Annotated in this window: 15 protein-coding genes; 4 read left to right on the top strand and 11 right to left on the bottom strand. The window is 42.9% G+C overall.

Features of this window, described 5'->3' with window-relative positions:
• The first annotated feature begins 16 nt into the window (after positions 1 to 16).
• Complete coding sequence (locus ABIN91_RS11805; RefSeq protein WP_348051309.1) at positions 17 to 631, top strand: hypothetical protein; 615 nt, start codon at positions 17 to 19, stop codon at positions 629 to 631.
• A 2-nt stretch (positions 632 to 633) separates the two neighbouring features.
• On the opposite strand, the gene fmt is transcribed toward ABIN91_RS11805, so the two are convergent.
• A complete protein-coding gene (gene fmt / locus ABIN91_RS11800) occupies positions 634 to 1551 on the bottom strand; it encodes a methionyl-tRNA formyltransferase (RefSeq protein WP_348051308.1) in 918 nt (305 codons plus the stop codon).
• A gap of 94 nt (positions 1552 to 1645) precedes the next feature.
• A complete protein-coding gene (locus ABIN91_RS11795) occupies positions 1646 to 2827 on the bottom strand; it encodes a DUF1343 domain-containing protein (RefSeq protein ID WP_348051307.1) in 1182 nt (393 codons plus the stop codon).
• An 86-nt stretch (positions 2828 to 2913) separates the two neighbouring features.
• Here ABIN91_RS11795 and ABIN91_RS11790 point away from each other — a divergent pair, with 86 nt between their 5' ends.
• Entirely contained in the window at positions 2914 to 4134 is a 1221-nt protein-coding gene (locus tag ABIN91_RS11790) for an FtsX-like permease family protein (protein WP_348051306.1), read from the top strand.
• 118 nt (positions 4135 to 4252) lie between these two features.
• On the opposite strand, the gene ABIN91_RS11785 is transcribed toward ABIN91_RS11790, so the two are convergent.
• The 7 genes from ABIN91_RS11785 to ABIN91_RS11755 all read right to left on the bottom strand — a co-directional run bounded on the left by ABIN91_RS11785 (position 4253) and on the right by ABIN91_RS11755 (position 11957).
• Positions 4253 to 5707, bottom strand: coding sequence for a hypothetical protein (locus tag ABIN91_RS11785; RefSeq protein ID WP_348051305.1), 1455 nt, complete (start codon positions 5705 to 5707; stop codon positions 4253 to 4255).
• A complete protein-coding gene (locus ABIN91_RS11780) occupies positions 5691 to 6251 on the bottom strand; it encodes an RNA polymerase sigma factor (RefSeq protein ID WP_348051304.1) in 561 nt (186 codons plus the stop codon). Before ABIN91_RS11780 ends, ABIN91_RS11785 begins: the two co-directional genes overlap by 17 nt.
• Positions 6252 to 6260: 9 nt before the next feature.
• On the bottom strand, positions 6261 to 6713 hold the full coding sequence (locus ABIN91_RS11775) for a hypothetical protein (protein ID WP_348051303.1): 453 nt from the start codon (positions 6711 to 6713) through the stop codon (positions 6261 to 6263).
• 62 nt (positions 6714 to 6775) lie between these two features.
• On the bottom strand, positions 6776 to 7579 hold the full coding sequence (mazG, locus tag ABIN91_RS11770; RefSeq protein WP_348051302.1) for a nucleoside triphosphate pyrophosphohydrolase: 804 nt from the start codon (positions 7577 to 7579) through the stop codon (positions 6776 to 6778).
• Positions 7580 to 7636: 57 nt separating this feature from the next.
• Complete coding sequence (gene mnmD / locus ABIN91_RS11765) at positions 7637 to 8341, bottom strand: tRNA (5-methylaminomethyl-2-thiouridine)(34)-methyltransferase MnmD (protein ID WP_348051301.1); 705 nt, start codon at positions 8339 to 8341, stop codon at positions 7637 to 7639.
• Between the two features lie 52 nt (positions 8342 to 8393).
• Positions 8394 to 9728: an MBL fold metallo-hydrolase gene (locus ABIN91_RS11760; protein WP_348051300.1), complete on the bottom strand. Its 1335-nt coding sequence runs from the start codon at positions 9726 to 9728 to the stop codon at positions 8394 to 8396.
• 165 nt (positions 9729 to 9893) lie between these two features.
• Positions 9894 to 11957 carry a M13 family metallopeptidase gene (locus ABIN91_RS11755; protein WP_348051299.1) on the bottom strand — a complete coding sequence of 688 codons (2064 nt, stop codon included), beginning with the start codon at positions 11955 to 11957 and terminating at the stop codon, positions 9894 to 9896.
• A gap of 378 nt (positions 11958 to 12335) precedes the next feature.
• Between ABIN91_RS11755 and ABIN91_RS11750 the strand changes: the two genes are divergently transcribed.
• Entirely contained in the window at positions 12336 to 15041 is a 2706-nt protein-coding gene (locus tag ABIN91_RS11750; RefSeq protein ID WP_348051298.1) for a valine--tRNA ligase, read from the top strand.
• Between the two features lie 138 nt (positions 15042 to 15179).
• The gene (locus ABIN91_RS11745; protein WP_348051297.1) at positions 15180 to 17000 is read left to right on the top strand and encodes an ATP-binding protein; all 1821 of its coding nucleotides are present in this window, start codon (positions 15180 to 15182) and stop codon (positions 16998 to 17000) included.
• On the opposite strand, the gene ABIN91_RS11740 is transcribed toward ABIN91_RS11745, so the two are convergent.
• Together ABIN91_RS11740 and ABIN91_RS11735 are read right to left on the bottom strand one after the other, a co-directional pair.
• A complete protein-coding gene (locus ABIN91_RS11740) occupies positions 16997 to 17623 on the bottom strand; it encodes a chloramphenicol acetyltransferase (protein WP_348051296.1) in 627 nt (208 codons plus the stop codon). The genes ABIN91_RS11745 and ABIN91_RS11740 overlap by 4 nt on opposite strands.
• Positions 17624 to 17629: 6 nt before the next feature.
• On the bottom strand, positions 17630 to 18091 hold the full coding sequence (locus tag ABIN91_RS11735; protein WP_348051295.1) for a type I restriction enzyme HsdR N-terminal domain-containing protein: 462 nt from the start codon (positions 18089 to 18091) through the stop codon (positions 17630 to 17632).
• Positions 18092 to 18104 lie beyond the last annotated feature (13 nt).

Here is an 18104-nt window from a genome sequence, read left to right as displayed (position 1 = left end):
ATAAACCTTAAACTACATGAGATCATCAAGAAAATTAATTTTGGCTGTATTGATTTGTTTGGGATGTCTATCATGCGGATCTGACAAAGAAAAAGGACACCCATCTGAACCAGTAACATTAACATCGGAAGATGATAGCGATGTAATGTCGTTTAAAAGGGGAGGCCCCGGTAATATGGTTAATACTATCTATGGTAAATTGCTTGTAAAGCGGCCAGAACTTAAAAGGTTGGAGGATGATATGATTGCGAATGATCAAATGCAAACTGATAGTTTGAAGCAATTTGATATTTACCGAACTAAATCAAACCAGTACTATGCTTCGGCATTAGAAAATATTAAGGATATTAAAGATTCTGTTTTGCGGAAAGAGTTTGAAAAGTTCGTTACTCAAAACAAAACTAACTACGAGCATAAAATTTCAACCCAAACTACTTTGCTCGGGAATATTGAAAAGGCGGAACAGACTTTAAAGGATAACCGTGCCGTATTAAAACTTATAATCACACTACCAATTATAGAACAATATCAGCAAACTCAGTTGCCTGCCAATAAAAAGCTTGAGATTTTATTACAGGAAAAACAAAAGCTAATAAGCCGCACAAAAAAACTTGCATCAACGGGAGATTGAACCTACAACCTCACACCCCTTAAAAACTCCTCAATGCCCATCCGCTTTTTGCCTTCCAACTGCACATCGGTGGGGCAAATAAAACCATCGGTGCAGGCAAATTTCAAAAAGGTTTTATTATCAGTTAAAAAACCCCCGGCAGATATGCCCGGTTCGCTGTCATTTTTCTCGGCTTTAAATATTTTGAATACTTTGCCGTTGAGCTGCGTGTAAGCGGTAGGATAGGGACTTAAGCCACGGATGAGGTTAAATACCTTATCAATAGGTTGTACCCAATCTATCTGGCAGGTTTCTTTAAATAGTTTGGGGGCGTGTTTTAGTTCAACGCCTTCGGTAAGGTGTTCTTGGGGTTGTTCGGTATAGTTGCCGGTTTCAATGGCTTTAACGGTTTTAACCAATAGTTTGGCGCCAACTTCCATCAGGGTATCATGCAGGTCGCCGGCGGTATCGTTTTCGGCTATGGGTACGGTTTCGGTAAACAAAATATCGCCGGTATCAATTTCCTGCTTTAAAAAGAAGGTGCTTACCCCGCTGAATAGTTCACCATTAATAACGGCCCAATTAATAGGCGCGGCGCCACGGTAATGCGGCAATAACGATCCGTGTAAATTAATGGTCCCTTTTGGCGGCATGCTCCAAACCACTTCGGGCAGCATCCGGAAGGCTACCACAACCTGCAGATCGGCTTGCAGGGCTTTAAGCTCGGTTAAAAACTCAGGGTTCTTTAATTTTTCGGGCTGTAAAACTTTAAGGCCATTGGCAACCGCGTACTGCTTCACGGCAGACTCATTCAGCTTTTGCCCACGGCCAGCCGGTTTATCCGGAGCGGTTATTACACCTACTATATCAAAGCCCGATTTAACTAAAGCATCTAACGATGCCACCGCAAATTCGGGGGTGCCCATGAATATAATTTTCATTGTTGTGGATAGTTAATTGTTAGTACCGAATGGTGAGTAATAAGTAGCAGGTTTAGTTTAACCATTCACCACTCTCTATTCACCACTCACCACCTTATTTATAAAGCAAATACTGTACCCTCATTTTTTTGTACTTACTCAAACCGGGTTCCCAGCTTGCGCGGATCTCTTGTTCGGTTTTGCCGGATTCTATTTGTTTCTGTAATTCTTTTGTTCCGGCGAGTTTGGTAAAGTAGGGGATAAAGAAGTGAGCCTTATCGGGATAGTTTTTGTATAAGTTCAATATCCAGCTCAGGTTTAGTTTACCGCCTGTTTTTGGGTTATGTACATCGTACTTTTGCAGATCGATACCATAGCATAGCTGGCCTTTTAATGGCGGGTTATCACTCACCCCGGGAATGCTCACCGGCGTGAACGAAAAGCTGTACTGATCTTTAAGCAACGGTCCGCCAATAACCTGGAAAGGGAAAGTTGTACCACGGCCAAGGCTCAAACTTGTACCCTCAAAAAAACAAATACTGGGGTATAATAATACCGATTGTTGCGTACTTAAATTAGGCGAGGGATGAATAGGCAACGTATAAGGCGTTTGGTGCGTGTAATTAAGCAGCGGGATAATTTTTAAACGGCATTTTACTTTGTTTTTTAACCAGCCTTCGCCGTTTATCATTTGGGCGTATTCGGCGGGCGTCATACCGTGGGTTACGGGTATGGGGTGCATTCCTATGCCGGAGCGAAAGGCGGTATCCAGTACGGGGCCGTCAACAAAATAGCCGTTCGGGTTTGGGCGGTCCAGTATCATTACTTCGATGTTGTTTTCGGCGCAAGCCTCCATTACGTGGTGCAGGGTGGCGAAATAGGTGTAAAAACGCGCGCCCACATCCTGAATATCAAAAATTACTACGTCTAAACCTTTAAGCTCTTCGGGAGTTGGTTTATTGTGTTTGCCGTATAGCGATATGGCGGGGATGCCGGTTTTAGCATCAACCGCGTCGTCAATTTTAGCGCCATCACTTGCGTTACCGCGGAAACCATGCTCGGGGCCGAAGATCTTTTTGATCTTGATACCCAATTTGGGCAAAGTATCTATATCCGAAACCAGCTTACTGCTAATTACCGATGATTGGTTGATCACCATACCCACATTTTTACCTTTTAAATAGGGCAGGTAGGCGGCCGTTTGATCGGCTCCGGTTACAATGGCTTTAGTTTTCTGCGCTTTAAGCTGAGGAGCTGTACCCAACAGCATAACGATCAAAAAAAGGTATTTTTTCATAGATATTGATATTGTGTTGATTGGTTACCTATTAACCAATCAAAATTTCCGCATATTTGCTAAGGTACAAAAAATCGATTTCTGTTTTGAATTTTGCTTCATTTATAGCCTCCCGCATCTCGTTCCGCTCAAAGCGCACCTTCTCTAAAATGATAGTACGCATAGCCATTGCAGGCATTATGCTGGGTTTGGGTGTGATGATACTTTCGGTTGTGATAGTCAAAGGGTTTAAGAACGAGATCCGCGAGAAGATCCGCGGTTTTGCCGGTGATATCCAGGTTTCAAAACTGGATCTGAATGCATCTTACGAGAACTCACCCTTTGCCGTTGGCGATACCTTTATCAATAAATGCAAGGCCAATAAACGCATAGCTACCATTGCGCCTTATGCCACCAAAAGCGGTATTATCAAAGCCCATAATGAAATAGAGGGCGTAGTGATGAAGGGCGTTGATGCAACCTATAACTGGAGCTTTATTAAAACCGTGATGGAAGCGGGCCGGGTAATTGATTTTAGTGATTCGGTTAAAGCGAAGGGCGAGATCATGATATCACAGTACACAGCTAACCGGCTTAAACTAAAACTTGGCGAAGATTTTTTAATGTACTTTGTTCAGGAACCGCTGCGCAAACGTAAATTTAAAATTGTAGGTATTTTTGATGTTGGTGTGGAAGAGGTTGACAAAACCTTTGTCATCGGCGATCTGTCGCTCATTAAACGCCTAAACAACTGGAATGATAACCAAATAGGCGGCTACGAAATACGGGTGACCGACTTTGACAACCTAACGGCCATCAACTCTAACATTGGCGATATTATACCAACGGCCCTAAAATCGGTAACGGTTACAGAGAGCTATCAAACCGTGTTCGATTGGCTGCAACTGCTGGATGTAAACACCCGCATTATTTTGATCCTGATGTTACTGGTAGCGGTTATCAACATGATATCGGCCCTGCTCATCATGATACTGGAGCGCACCAGCATGATAGGCATGTTTAAAGCCATGGGCGCCACCAACTGGAATATCCAACAAATATTTTTAACCAACGCTTTTTATTTGATAGGCCTCGGCCTGATACTGGGCAACCTGTTTGGTGTGGGCCTGGGTTATTTTCAATTCAAAACCCACATATTCACGCTCGATCAATCATCCTACTACATGCGCTTTGTACCCATCCAAATTGATTGGGCCGATATTGTATTGCTTAACGTAGGCACATTGGTAATTTGCCTGGTGGTGTTGATCATCCCATCTATGCTGGTGAGTAGTATATCGCCGGTTAAGGCTATCCGGTTTAAGTAGAGCTAACCTATGTCATTTCGACTCCCCTATGTCATTTCGACGATAGGAGAAACTATTCTCTTGCGCAGTGTCTGTAGCAAAAGATTTCTCTCTCGTACCTCGTTCGATGACAGTAACCTTACTTTTTAGCCGGTGTGAAATTGAATTTTAGATTAATACCACCCGCGCCAAATTTCAAATCCTGCGAGCCTAAACCATTTAATGGATATTTCACAAAGGGCTCTATAATTAAGCGGTTAGTTTTACCAATAGGGTAGCCCATACCAAAAGCGAAGTTTAAGGTGCGCGCAAAATCGAACGTGTTTAAAAACGTGCGGGTTTGGGTATTGCGCTCGGTGTTGTTTGCCGAAAGGCCTGTGGAGGCCGGATAGTTATACGCAAACTGGTAAGTTTCTACAATATAAGTGCCCGAACTAAACCCCGCTGCAATGTAAGTATCACTTTTGGATAGCTGATATTTAAGGTTAATGGGAATATCTAAACCTATCAAACTGGCCTGGTAGTTACGCAATATCGGGTCTGAACTCGTGTTGGTAGACGATACGATAGTGCCCGATGGTGCGGTAGCTGCATAGCTGTTTGCGGAACTACTGCTATTCACAATACTCGCCGCAAGGTAACTCGTAGCTTTTTGCGGAACTTCTGAAGTATATTTCAACGAATTTTGACCAATAACCGCGCCCGTTAAAAGCTTAAGATTACCAACCAATTTAATTTCGGAAGCAAAACCGGCGCCCACGTTAAACTGGTTATCGCTACCCTTTGCGTAATTAAAGTAAGTAGCCGCGTAAATACCAAACTTTACTTTTTTATCAACAGGTTTGTAGGGTTTGGTATCGTTAGGTTTCAGCAGCGCGAATATCGGCTTTTTAATATCCTGAACAGGAGGCTTTACAAATTCGGGCTGTGTGGTTTTAGTATTTGTTGTGTTATTAGCTAAAACAGCACTATCAATGCCTTTTGGCCCGGTTTGTTTTGCTTGCTCTTTGTTTGGAACAACGGTAATAGTTTGAACACTTTTTCCGTTTACCGGATCACTATCGTTTTGATGCGCCGTAATATCCGCGCCCTTAATTTTTGTAACGTGTTTATTTATTGCTGCTTTGGCGATGTATTTATTACTTATCGTATCAATGCGTTTTAAATGAGTATGTTGATTTGCAATGATAGCAGGGTCAATAGTTTTTGGGGCCTTAGCATGATTATCATCTTTGGATGGTTTAACCTGATTATTGGTTTTAGATGTATTATCAGCAACCAAATTATCCTTACATGTTGTTTGTTTTGGCGCGTTAGTATCTGTGGTGATGGATTTAACAGGTTGACTAACCGGATGCCTGGCGCGAACGATATCATTCACCCGCGCACGGTTAAATAATGCTATCCCCACACTCAAAACAACCAATAGCAGGGCCGCTGCCGATGCCCACCATAACCAAAGCACACGGCGTTTTTCTTTCTCAGGATATTTTTCACGCAGAAGCGCCCAGCCTTCAGTGGCCGATTCATCTTCGTAATTATCGAAGACATCTGCTATGCGGTTTTTTAACCGGTCGTCAAATTCTTCGTTCATTGTATTCTGCTTTGTTAATCAATTCTCTTAATTTTTCTTTACCCCGGGTTAAATACACCCGCGATGAGCTTGCCGGTATCAGCAGTATATTCGCTATCTCATCATGACTGTAACCATCTATCTCGTATAAGTTAAATACCATGCGGTGCAGTTCGGGCAGTTTATCCAGCATGTTCAATATGTCGCGGGCATTTAACTGCTCAATTACTGTGGCGTTGTGGCCAATATGCTCGGCCATTTCCAGGTCCTCGTTCCAGAGGTGCTTTTTATCTTTGCGATATTTATCAATAGCCGTATTCACAATAATGCGGCGAAGCCAGGCTTTAAAAGGCTTATCAAAACTATATTGCCCTATCGAGTTAAACAGCTTGATAAAGCTATCGTTCACCACTTCCAAAGCATCATCACGGCTAACGCAATAACGCAAACCAATACCCATAGCATAGCCGTAGAAATGTTTATACAACATTTCCAGATGTTTTAGATCGCCGTTTTTGCATTGCCGGATCAGATCATCTTCCGTAATGCCGGGGGGTAGCTGCATTAATTGTTTTTAGTTCCGTTTTAATCTATACTGGCTAAATACGCTTAACTCACCAAGCCTGTACTGCTTAGTTAAGATCAAGCTATCGCCTTCAAAATGTTGTTGATAGTTACCCGTTAATGATAATATTGAGTTTTGACCGTTGCCCGGAGGCGTAACCGCTGCTGCGAACGTGATGCTATCCGCCCTGAACTGATAGGTGCCGGTGGTTGTTACCGGAGCAGAGTAACCCGTTGGCGAGATAGATACATTAGTTGCCGTATAAGCATCCTGAGTTAAGGTGATATCGGCAAGGGCCACGCCATGGTTGTAAACTACACCGCCCTCGCCATAAATTAATTTACCAGTGTACTTGCCCGCGAATGTTGGCGTGGCATCATTCTTTTTACAGGCGTTTACTGCAATAAGCATGCAAAAGCCCAATACTAATTTACTTAAATGCTGAGTTATAAAGCGTTCCATTTGGTTCAATTTATAAGCCTATACGTAAAGTTATAGCAATGTGCTACAGAGCGCTATAAAAATTATAATTTTTTGGCCTCATTCCAAAATTGGTCCATTTCGGCCAGGGTCATGTCTTTTAGTTGTTTACCATTTTCCTGCGCTTTGCTTTCGAGGTATTGGAAACGTTTGATGAATTTTTTATTGGTTTTTTCTAAAGCGTTTTCGGGGTTGATGTTGATGAAACGGGCATAGTTGATGAGCGAGAACAACAGATCGCCAAACTCACCTTCGGCTTTTTCGTGATCGATGATCTGATCATCAACAGCGTTAAATTCATCCCGAAACTCGCGCATTTCTTCTTCTACCTTATCCCAAACCTGGCTTTTTTCTTCCCAATCAAAACCTACGCCCCGGGCTTTCTCCTGTATGCGCGATGCCTTAACCAGCGCCGGTAACGATGATGGCACACCCGCCAATACCGATTTATTACCCTCTTTTAATTTCAACTGCTCCCAGTTGCGTTTAACATCTTCTTCATTCTGTACCTCCACATCGCTGTAAATATGGGGGTGGCGGTGTATCAGCTTTTCGCAGATGCCGTTTAACACATCAGTAATATTGAAGGCTCCGCTTTCTTCGCCAATTTTGGCGTAAAAAACCAGGTGCAGCATAATATCGCCCAGCTCTTTTTTAACTTCCTGTATATCACCATCCAAAATAGAATCCGATAGCTCATACGTTTCCTCAATAGTGAGGTGGCGCAGGCTTTCCATGGTTTGTTTCATATCCCATGGGCAATTTGCCCGCAGATCGTTCATGATGGAAAGCAGGCGTTCAAACGATGTTGCAGGTGTAGGGCCGTGTGCGGCAGGAGTTAGTGGCATGCGGTATATGATTATGAGCCACGAATTTCACCAATTAAATTGGATTGCACTAATGCATCAGGCTATTTTTGTCCCCCTCAACATCTCCCGCTTACCGGCCGCGCCGGGAGCCTTTTCTATTTTTAAGCCAAGCGTTTTGAGTTGTCGCTTTAAATTACCGGTAATAGCATAGGTAACAAATATACCGTTTGGTTTTAAATACTGAATGGTATGATTTATAGCTTCCTCATTCCACATTTCGGGTTGATGTAAGGATGCGAAGGCATCAAAGTAGATCACATCAAACTGAACATCCGCCCTGAAATCCATCAGTGTATTATGAGCCGTTTGTAATTGGATGTACGGGTTTAATTGAACCGGACTGGAAAGTGAAGCCACATATTGATCTGTAAACTGCTGCCATAAACCGGCGGAAGTATATTCGTTGTAACCAGTTTGACTGATCATCTCCCGCGAAAGCGGATGGGCCTCGATGCCAACATAGTTAAGATTGATTTGCTGTTTGATACAAAAATCGGCGCTAAGCAAAAAGTTTAAACCGGTACCAAAACCAACTTCCAAAATCGAAACTTCGCTAACCGTTTTATCCGCCAGATAATGCCTTAAACCCGAGTTTAAGAACACATGCTCGCTCTCTTGCAAGGCCCCATGTCGCGAATGATAATTTTCACCAACCTGCGGGTTGTAAATGGTTTTTGAACCGTCGGCGGTTTCAACGAAGTTTAGTTGATTGGTTGATTGGTTTGTTGGTTGATTAGTCATGCTGGTAATTCAAATTAAAGTTCAGTTGGATAAGTACCAATCAACAAACCAACTAATCAACAAATGAAACAATTGCTTCTCCCAGATCATAAACCGCGTTCAAATCGGTTTCGGCGGCTATAATGCTGCTGCCTGCCGCCGAGCGGTAGCCGGCAGCGCAATGCACAATAATGGGTTTATCGGTTGGTATTTCGGCTATACGGTCGCGCAATTCGGGTAAAGGGATATGGATGGCGTTCGCGAATATGGGCGTGTCTTTTACCTCGTTATCATTGCGGATATCTACTATTGTATAGTCACCGGGGTTTCTTCTAAAATAATCCAGATCCAGGTCTGATGAGCGTTGCAAGCCATTCTCGGGTATCAGCATCACACCTTTAATATTTTGCTCGTAGCCAATTTTGGCGGTCTTTTCCATCACGATATTCAGCTCCGCTTCGTTATGGGCTACCAGATAAAAAGATTCCTCCGGGTTTACTATCGATCCTAACCAGGTTTCAAATTTATCGCCGTTTTGCAGGTTGATTGAACCACGGATATGGCCATGCTTAAACTGTTTTTCAAAACGGATATCAATGATCAAAATACCATCTATCAGCTCGTTTGGTTTAACATGAGGGATGGCTTTAACAGCATCCCCAAAAGCTGCCGCACCTTGTTTATTCAAATCAACATCAAAACCAAAATAGCGGGGCACAAAGGGTTGGTCGTTGGTTAACAGGTTAACAAAAGTTAACTCATCCATCAATTGCAGTGCATAGTTTTCGCGCAATTCGCGGCCAATGGTACTATGCAAATCCGGGCTCATATTTTTACCACAAAGCGAGCCAGGGCCGTGAGCGGGATAAACGATCATATCCTCAGGCAATGTCATCAGTTTCTCCCTTGTAGAATGGTACATCTGCCTGGCGAGCTCTTCCTTTTTGGCGGTAATATTACCCGCGCTTTCGCGGAGATCGGGGCGGCCAACATCGCCAACAAAAAGCGTGTCGCCGGTAAAAATTACTTTATGGGCGCTCATCTCATCTTCGGCGATAATGCAGATAGAATCGGGCGAGTGGCCGGGGGTATTGACGGCTTTTAGTGAGATATCACCCAGATCAATGCAATCACCATCGTCGAAAGTTTGATGCGGATAAGCTGCCCCAACCAGTTTACTTACGTAGATGGTTGCCCCGGTTTGCTGATGGATCTCGAGGTGCGAACTCACAAAATCGGCATGGGGATGGGTTTCTATAACGGCTATTAACTCGGCGCCATGTTCGGCACAAAAATCGTAATAGGGTTGTGGGTTGCGGGCGGGATCAATAATCGCCATTTTGCCCTGGCTAATAATGGCATACGAGGCATGCGCCAAACCTGTATCGTAAAACTGATGAATGATCATTTGGGTGCAAAGATAATGTTATTACTTAACGCTCAAATATGCGTAAGGGTAGATATGCAAATGATTACAATGGTTTGAATTTGTAAAAGATTTAAACAAACAAAGCCCACCAAAAGCGGGCTTTGTTTGTTTAAAAACTCTGGACTAAGAACTCCAGACTAAACACTACCAGATCTTGATTCTATCCTCTGGTGCTTTGTACATTTTATCGCCGGGTTTAATATCAAATGCTTTGTACCAGGCATCAATATTAACTACGGTACCATCTGTACGGAATTTACCGGGTGAGTGTGGGTCGGTGTTAATTTGCTGGGCTAGGGCCTCTGGGCGCATAGAGCCTCTCCAAACTTGCGCGAACGATAGGAAGAAACGCTGATCTGGTGTAAAGCCATCTATCTTTGTGTTTGATTGGCCTTGCTTGGTTTTTTTGTAAGCATCATAAGCTACGTTAATACCACCTAAATCGGCAAGGTTTTCGCCTAAAGTTAAAGCGCCTTTAATGTGCAGGGTATCAACAGCAATAAAGCCATCAAACTCATCAACCACTTTTTGGGTGCGTACTTTAAATTTACCGTTATCATCTTTGGTCCACCAGTTACGCAGGGTACCGTCGCCATCATATTTGCTGCCTTGGTCGTCAAAACCGTGGGTCATTTCGTGGCCAATAACCACGCCAATACCACCGTAATTAACGGCATCATCGGCACCAAAATCAAAGAAAGGGAATTGTAATATACCTGCCGGGAAAACGATCTCGTTAGCAACAGGGCTGTAGTAAGCGTTAACGGTTGGCGGCGTCATGCCCCAGCGTTTTTTATCAACTGGTTTGCCTAACTGGCTCACGTTGTAGTTGTAGCTCCATTGGCCAATACGCTCTAAGTTACCCGCGTAATCGTTACGATCGATCACTAAACCGGCATAAGTTTGCCACTGATCGGGATAACCAATTTTTACAGTAAAGGCGGCTAATTTTTTTAATGCGCGGTCTTTAGTTTCCTGGCTCATCCAGTCTAAACGCTTAATACGCTCACCTAGGGTTTCGCGCAAATTGGCAACCAGGCCTTCCATGTATTTTTTAGCGGCGGGGGTAAAGTATTTTTCAACGTAAAGCTGACCCAATAATTCGCCAAGACTGCCATCAACCAGGGCCGACATGCGTTCTACCCGAGCGGTTTGTACCTTTTGACCAGATAAAACACTGTTAAATGCAAAGCTAGCTTTCACAAACGGAGAACTTAACGCGCTTGCAGAGCCTTTTAAGTTTTGCCATTTTAAATACACTTTCCAATCGGCAACAGGTGTTGAGGTAAGTAAGGCATCAACGCTTTTGTAAAATTCCGGCTGACCAACCAGAACAGTATCCTGGCCGCCCATTTTTAATTTTGGAAGTAATACTACCCAGTTTAAATTAGAGGTGGTTTTGCTAAAATCGGTTACGGCAATTTTATTGTAGTTGGCATTAGGGTCGCGCAAAGCGATACGGCTTCTTTGTGCCGTTGCCAATGCTTTCTCGATACCGAAAACAGTTGCTGAGTTTTTTTCAGCCTCTTCCGGGGTTGATCCCGTTAAGGTAAACAGCGTTACGATGTATTTTTTGTAAGCCGCTTGTATTTTTAAGGTACGAGGATCGCTGTTTAAATAATAATCACGATCGGGCAGGGAAGTACCGCCCTGGTAAAACGAAACTATGTTTACCTTAGGGTGTTTTGAATCCTGGCCAACTCCGGCCCTGAACAGCGGGCTACCGCTACCGGTTGAACGTTCAAAAACTATTTCGTTAACAACCTGTGGCAGGGTGCTAATTTTATCAATACGGGCCAGATCTGGTTTGATCGGATCGTAACCACGTTTTTCAATGGCAACGGTATCCATCGCACTGGCAAACAAATCGCCAACGCGTTGTTTTAAACTGCCTTTAGGCTGGCCCGGTGTTGCGCTAACATCATTTAACAGGGTTAGCAAGCTTTTAGTGTTTTGATCGCGCAGCGCAATAAAGCTTCCCCAACTGGTTTTATCAGCCGGAATAGCATTGGCTTTTATCCATGCGCCATTGGCATAGTCAAAAAAATCGTCGCCGGGTTTTACAGATGTATCCATATTAGCCGGGTCGATAAACTTTTTAGGTGGGTCGGCCTTTTTTGGTTGGTGCTTGCCGCCTTCAACAGCGAAAACACTGGCCGATAGGCAAACGGCGCCCGTAAGCATTAAGCTGGAAATTTTTAATTTCATTTTATGTATTTAGGATATTAATTACTCATTATGGTATAATACAGAACAGCAAAGGCGATTGCCCTTTGAGCCATTTGATTGGGTGATAAATAAGATCAGTTAAAAACTCTGTAAAAGTTTCAGGGTCTAAATATAGGGTTGTGATTTATTTAGTCCAAATGTTATTTTGAAATACTTGGTTATGGGATTGTAAAAATATTGTTGGATTTGAGAATCCGGATGTTCAATGTTGGATTTATCAGAAAGATTTAAGAGAAAATTATTGAGTTTCTTATCTCAAATCTCATATCTCAATACCTGTCTGCCGACAGGCAGGCTCAAATCTAAACTGATTTATTAGCTATGAACCATCAATGCAAAATCTTATTTTTGCGGGCTATGAGTATTTCTAAAACATATCAGCCTAAGCAAGCAGAAGATAAATGGTACAGTTACTGGATGGAGAATGGTTTTTTTAGGTCGGTGCCTGATGAGCGCGAACCTTATACCATTGTAATACCCCCGCCAAACGTTACCGGAGTGCTGCACATGGGCCATATGCTAAACAATACCATACAGGATGTATTGATCCGCCGTGCCCGTATGAAAGGCAAAAATGCCTGCTGGGTACCCGGAACAGACCATGCCAGCATAGCTACCGAAGCCAAGGTTGTTGCCATGCTGAAAGAAAAAGGCATCAATAAAAAAGACCTGAGCCGCGAAGAGTTTCTGGAATATGCTTTTGAGTGGAAAAATAAATACGGCGGTATCATATTAGATCAGCTGAAAAAACTGGGCGCATCATGCGATTGGGAGCGCACCCGTTTTACGATGGACCCCGATTTGAGCGAAGCCGTGATAGATACCTTTATCCACCTGTATAAAAAAGGATGGATATACCGTGGCATACGCATGGTGAACTGGGACCCACAAGGAAAGACCGCCGTTAGCGATGAAGAAGTTATCCGTAAAGAGGTTAATCAAAAGCTATATTATATTAAGTATCAGGTATCAAGTATCAAGTATCAAGATTTGAATGCTGGTGATGCAAATCAATCTAACGACTTGATACTTGATACTAACTACTTAACTATTGCTACCACCCGCCCCGAAACCATTATGGCTGATGCGGCTATCTGTATCAACCCTAATGATGAGCGCTACACCCATTTGCATGGGAAGAAAGTGCTTATCCCATTAATTGGCCGCGAGATACCGGTGATATTGGATGAGTATGTTACTATGGATTTTGGTACAGGCTGTTTAAAGGTAACACCAGCGCACGATCTGAATGATTATGAACTGGGTATTAAACATAACCTGCCCGTTATTGATATTTTAAACGATGATGGTACCCTGAACGAAAAGGCTACCATATTGGTTGGTGAAGACAGGTTTGCCGCCCGTAAAAAGATAGCTGTACTTTTAGAAGAAGCCGGTTCGTTAGAAAAGGTTGAAGAATACAAATCACAAGTAGGATATTCTGAGCGTACCAACGCCGTTATTGAGCCCAAGCTATCTATGCAATGGTTTTGCAAGATGGACGAAATGGCCGGGCCTGCTTTGGATTATGTGTTGAAGGGCGATATTAAACTGATCCCCGAAAAGTTCACCAACACCTACCGCCACTGGATGGAGAATGTGAAGGATTGGTGCATCAGTCGCCAGTTATGGTGGGGACAGCAAATACCGGCCTGGTATTTACCAAACGGTCAACACGTTGTAGCCAAAACGGTTGAGGAAGCGTTAGAAGAAGCTAATAAGCTGCAAGCTACAGGCTCCAAGCTGCAAGCATCAGACTTACGCCAGGACGAAGACGTGGTAGATACCTGGTTTTCATCATGGTTATGGCCAATATCTGTTTTTGATGGTTTTAAAGACCCGAATAACGAAGAGATCAGTTATTACTATCCTACAAATGACCTGGTTACCGCACCCGAAATTCTGTTTTTCTGGGTAGCGAGGATGATCATGGCCGGGCACGAGTTTAGGGGAGAGATACCGTTTAAAAATGTTTACCTAACTGGTATCGTTCGCGATAAGCTGGGCAGAAAAATGTCTAAATCATTAGGTAACTCGCCCGATCCTTTGGATCTGATCGAAAAATACGGCGCCGATGGCGTGAGGGTAGGGATGCTCTTATCATCCCCGGCAGGGAACGACTTAATGTTTGACGAAGGGCATTGTAAGCAGGGCAGCGCCTTTGCCAATAAAATATGGAATGCTTTTAACCTGATCAAAGGTTGGGAAGTTGACGAGCGTTTAACTAACCCTAACGCGGTTACCATCCAATGGTTTAACAGCAGGTTTAACCAGGCTTTGGTTGATATTGAGGAGCAGTTTAAGCAATACCGCTTATCCGAAGCCTTAATGAGTACCTATAAATTAGTATGGGACGATTTTTGCGCCTGGTACCTCGAAATGGTAAAACCAACCTACCAGGCCGGTGTTGAGAAGCAACAGATAGACAAAGAAACCTACGAGGCTACGATAGCTTTCTTCCAAAACATTCTGAAGGTATTACACCCCTTTACGCCATTTATTACCGAAGAATTATGGCACGATGAACTGTTTGGTGAAAGAACCGCGAAGGACTGCTGCATTGTTGCGCTATTACCCGCCATTGGGGAAATTGATGCACGTTTGATTGCTGAGATTGAAGTAGTTAAGACCGTTGTTTCTGAGGTAAGAAATGTACGGAACGCTAAACAGTTATCGCCAAAAGATAAATTGCCATTGGCTATTAAGGCTAATTCGGGCATTGATCATAAGCATTACTTTGCCATTTTAACTAAGCTTGGTAATTTGGAAGAGGTAACCTTTACCAACGATAAAATTGCCGGAGCGGCTTCGTTTTTGGTTGGTACCGATGAATTTTATATCGCCCTGGAGCAAAACATTGATGTTGATGCGGAAAAGATCCGCTTAAGCGAAGAACTGGTTTATCTGCAAGGCTTCTTAAAATCTATAGAATCTAAACTGGGTAACGAACGCTTTATGCAGAATGCCAAGCCCGAAATTGTAAATAACGAGCTAAAGAAAAAAGCCGACGCGGAAACCAAGATCACCATTATAAAAGAAAGTTTGAGCGCGCTTAGTGCGTAATTGGCAGGTTAATTGTAATACTTTACCAGGAAAATCAAAAATTTTGTTGATTTTTTTTGCAATGTAAGTGTTTGCTAATATATTGTGCTTTAATGTAATATATTTGCTGACCCCAATTATTTAATACTACGCGCGTAAATGAGCAAAAACATAAGTTTATTTAACTTATCGGTAAAAAGAATACTGTCCGAGAGCGATTCAATTCTTGATCAGGCACGTATCCGTTTAATTTATTACGGTTTGCTGCTTGCTTTTTTAGGGTTGGTGGCTGTAATACCCAACGTATATAGTTTGCATGCCAATATGCAAACCAACATTGGTATCCTTTTGCTTTTCACCTTACTTATATTATTCAAATATTTTACCTGGAACCCCGATTTTATAGCGGTATCACACGTTCTGCTTATTATCGGGACGCTGTTAGTTACCACAGTTATTTTTGTGGTGTTTCAGGATGTTAATATCATTGTTATCCAATTGGTAATTCTGATCATTTTGTTTGGGTATTATATGTTGGGGACACGATGGGGAACCATCTACTCGCTCATTAACCTTTCGGTGATGCTTTTTTATATGGTTGGGGTAAATTCTAACCACCTGATGAGCCAGATACGGCCCGAAAAGCTGGACAGCTACACCATTACGGTTGTGGTGTTTTTTAACTTTATCCTCATTATGTTTATTCAGGGGCACTTTTATGGGGCCTTTTTGAGAAACATCAAACAACTGAAAGATTTTGCCGATTCGGAAAAGCAATTGAGCGAGAAGCTGGGCCATGCCATGCACCGGTCCGAGAAATCGTCGCAGGTTCAGTCGGAGTTCCTTTCAACCATGTCGCACGAGATCCGTACCCCGTTAAACGCGGTCATCGGTATGAGCAACCTGTTGCTGATGGAAAGCCCGAGGCCGGATCAGAAAGAGAACTTAGAGATACTTCGTTTTTCGGCAGGAAACCTGTTAACACTGGTTAATGATGTGCTTGATTTTAACAAGATAGAATCGGGCAAGATCACTTTCGAAAACATCAAATTTAACCTTGACGAGCTGATGCAGAACATTTGCGGCGGCCAGATGATGAAAGCCGAAGAAAAAGGGCTAACCTTCCAACTACATGTAGATAGTTATTTAAAAACCCGCTATTTAATTGGCGACCCAACCCGCTTATCGCAAATTATATTTAACCTGGTTAGTAATGCCATTAAATTTACTACCCGTGGTACGGTAAAAGTAAGCGTAAGCTGTATTGAAGACAGGCATAACGAAGCAACCATCAAATTTTCCATCCGCGATTCGGGTATCGGTATTGCCGAGGATAAGATAGCCGCTATATTTGAACCCTTTACGCAAGAATCTATCACCACTACACGCCAGTTTGGCGGTACAGGTTTGGGTTTATCAATTGTAAAACGCTTGCTTGATTTGCAGGGAGGCACTATACAGGTAACCAGCGAAATAGGTATAGGATCGGAGTTTTCGGTAACGATGGAGTTCCCGGTATCAACAGATATGATTACGCCGGAAGAGAAGATCAAGAAGCTTGCCGTTCCGGATGCCGGCCGTGCCAATGGTACTTTCCAGATCAGCAAGCTACAGGTTTTAATTGCCGAGGATAACGCGGTTAATGTAATGCTGATGAAAAAGCTGTTCAGCAAATGGGATATTACACCTGTTATAGCTGAAAACGGTGAGCGCGCGGTTGAGTTATTACAATACGGTAATTTTGATGTGATCCTGATGGACCTGCAAATGCCTGTTCTGGACGGTTTGGAGGCTACAAAAATTATCCGTAAAATGGTTGACCCTAAAAAGGCCAACATCCCAATCATAGCGCTAACGGCATCGGCTTTGTTTGATATTAAGGATAAGGTTTATAACTCCGGCATGAACGATTATGTATCCAAACCGTTTAAACCAAACGAATTGCTCGAGAAGATATTGGGCCTTGTTGGAGTAGATTAAGCGCCCTGGTTCATTAAAGCCTGCAAGCTGTCAATATATTCCCCTAAATGTAAACCATCAACTAAAGCATGGTGAACGTGAATGGATACCGGCATTGAGCGTTTACCATTTTGCTCCGTCATTTTACCAAAGGTTATACTTGGGCAACTGTGTTTCACCGAAAACATCCGCGCATGCGAAAGCGAAGTAAAATCTATCCACGGCAGTGTTGAAAAACGGATGATGTTTTCCATGGTAGAGCGGCCGAGGTCGGTTTTGCTTTGTACATCTTCAACTACCTTGTTGGCCTCGGCAATAAAATGTTCTAATTGCTCATAATAAGGCATATATCCATAACCAAAAGTGCCATTGGCGCGGCTAACCGTTGCTCCGGCAATCATCTGATCGTAAATAAAAACATCATCGCCCTCAATACGGTATCTGAAAGATTCAACCTTGTAGGTTGCTTTCATCGCATTATATAAGGAGTATAAATAGAAAGATATTTTATTCTGTTTAGTAAAGCGATAGGCTTCGGTACAGTCAATACTTACAGTAACGCCGTAATGTGGCTCTTCAAATTGTTTAAAAAAGTTGAAATGCTCTTTACGTGCCCAGTTTTCTATATCGAGTTTTTGTTTCATGTCAATTTACAATACGTTTGAGGCCTGGTAAGTTGCAAGCTCGGGGATAAAATCATAACTCTGTTTATCAAAATTAATGTTGCAGTAATAGTGCTGCAAACCATTGCTTACGGCTAATACGGGCACTTTGTGTACAATATTGTAGCGGGCAACCTGGTCAAAAACCTGCTGGGTTATTTTTACCGATGGCGCCTTGCATTCAACCATCAAAATTTTTTCGCCCTTGTTGTTAAACACTACTATGTCTGATCGTTTGGCGTTGCCATTCAGTTTAAGGCCACCTTCCAGTTTAATAAGCGAACGGGGATAGCCTTTTTCTTTGATCAGGTATTGAACAAAATGCTGCCTTACCCATTCTTCGGGCGTTAAAACCACCTCCTTTTTCCTGATCTCGTCAAACAAAAACAGCGTACCGTTTTGGTCTGATATTTTAAAAGGATAAGGCGGAAGATTAAGCGGCTGTAGCATTCAATCGAAATTC

This window comes from Mucilaginibacter sp., assembly GCF_039921305.1.
In the GTDB taxonomy this organism is placed as follows: Bacteria; Bacteroidota; Bacteroidia; order Sphingobacteriales; family Sphingobacteriaceae; genus Mucilaginibacter.
Note: the sequence above shows the minus strand (reverse complement) of the source record. Positions and strands in the feature narration are given on the sequence as shown.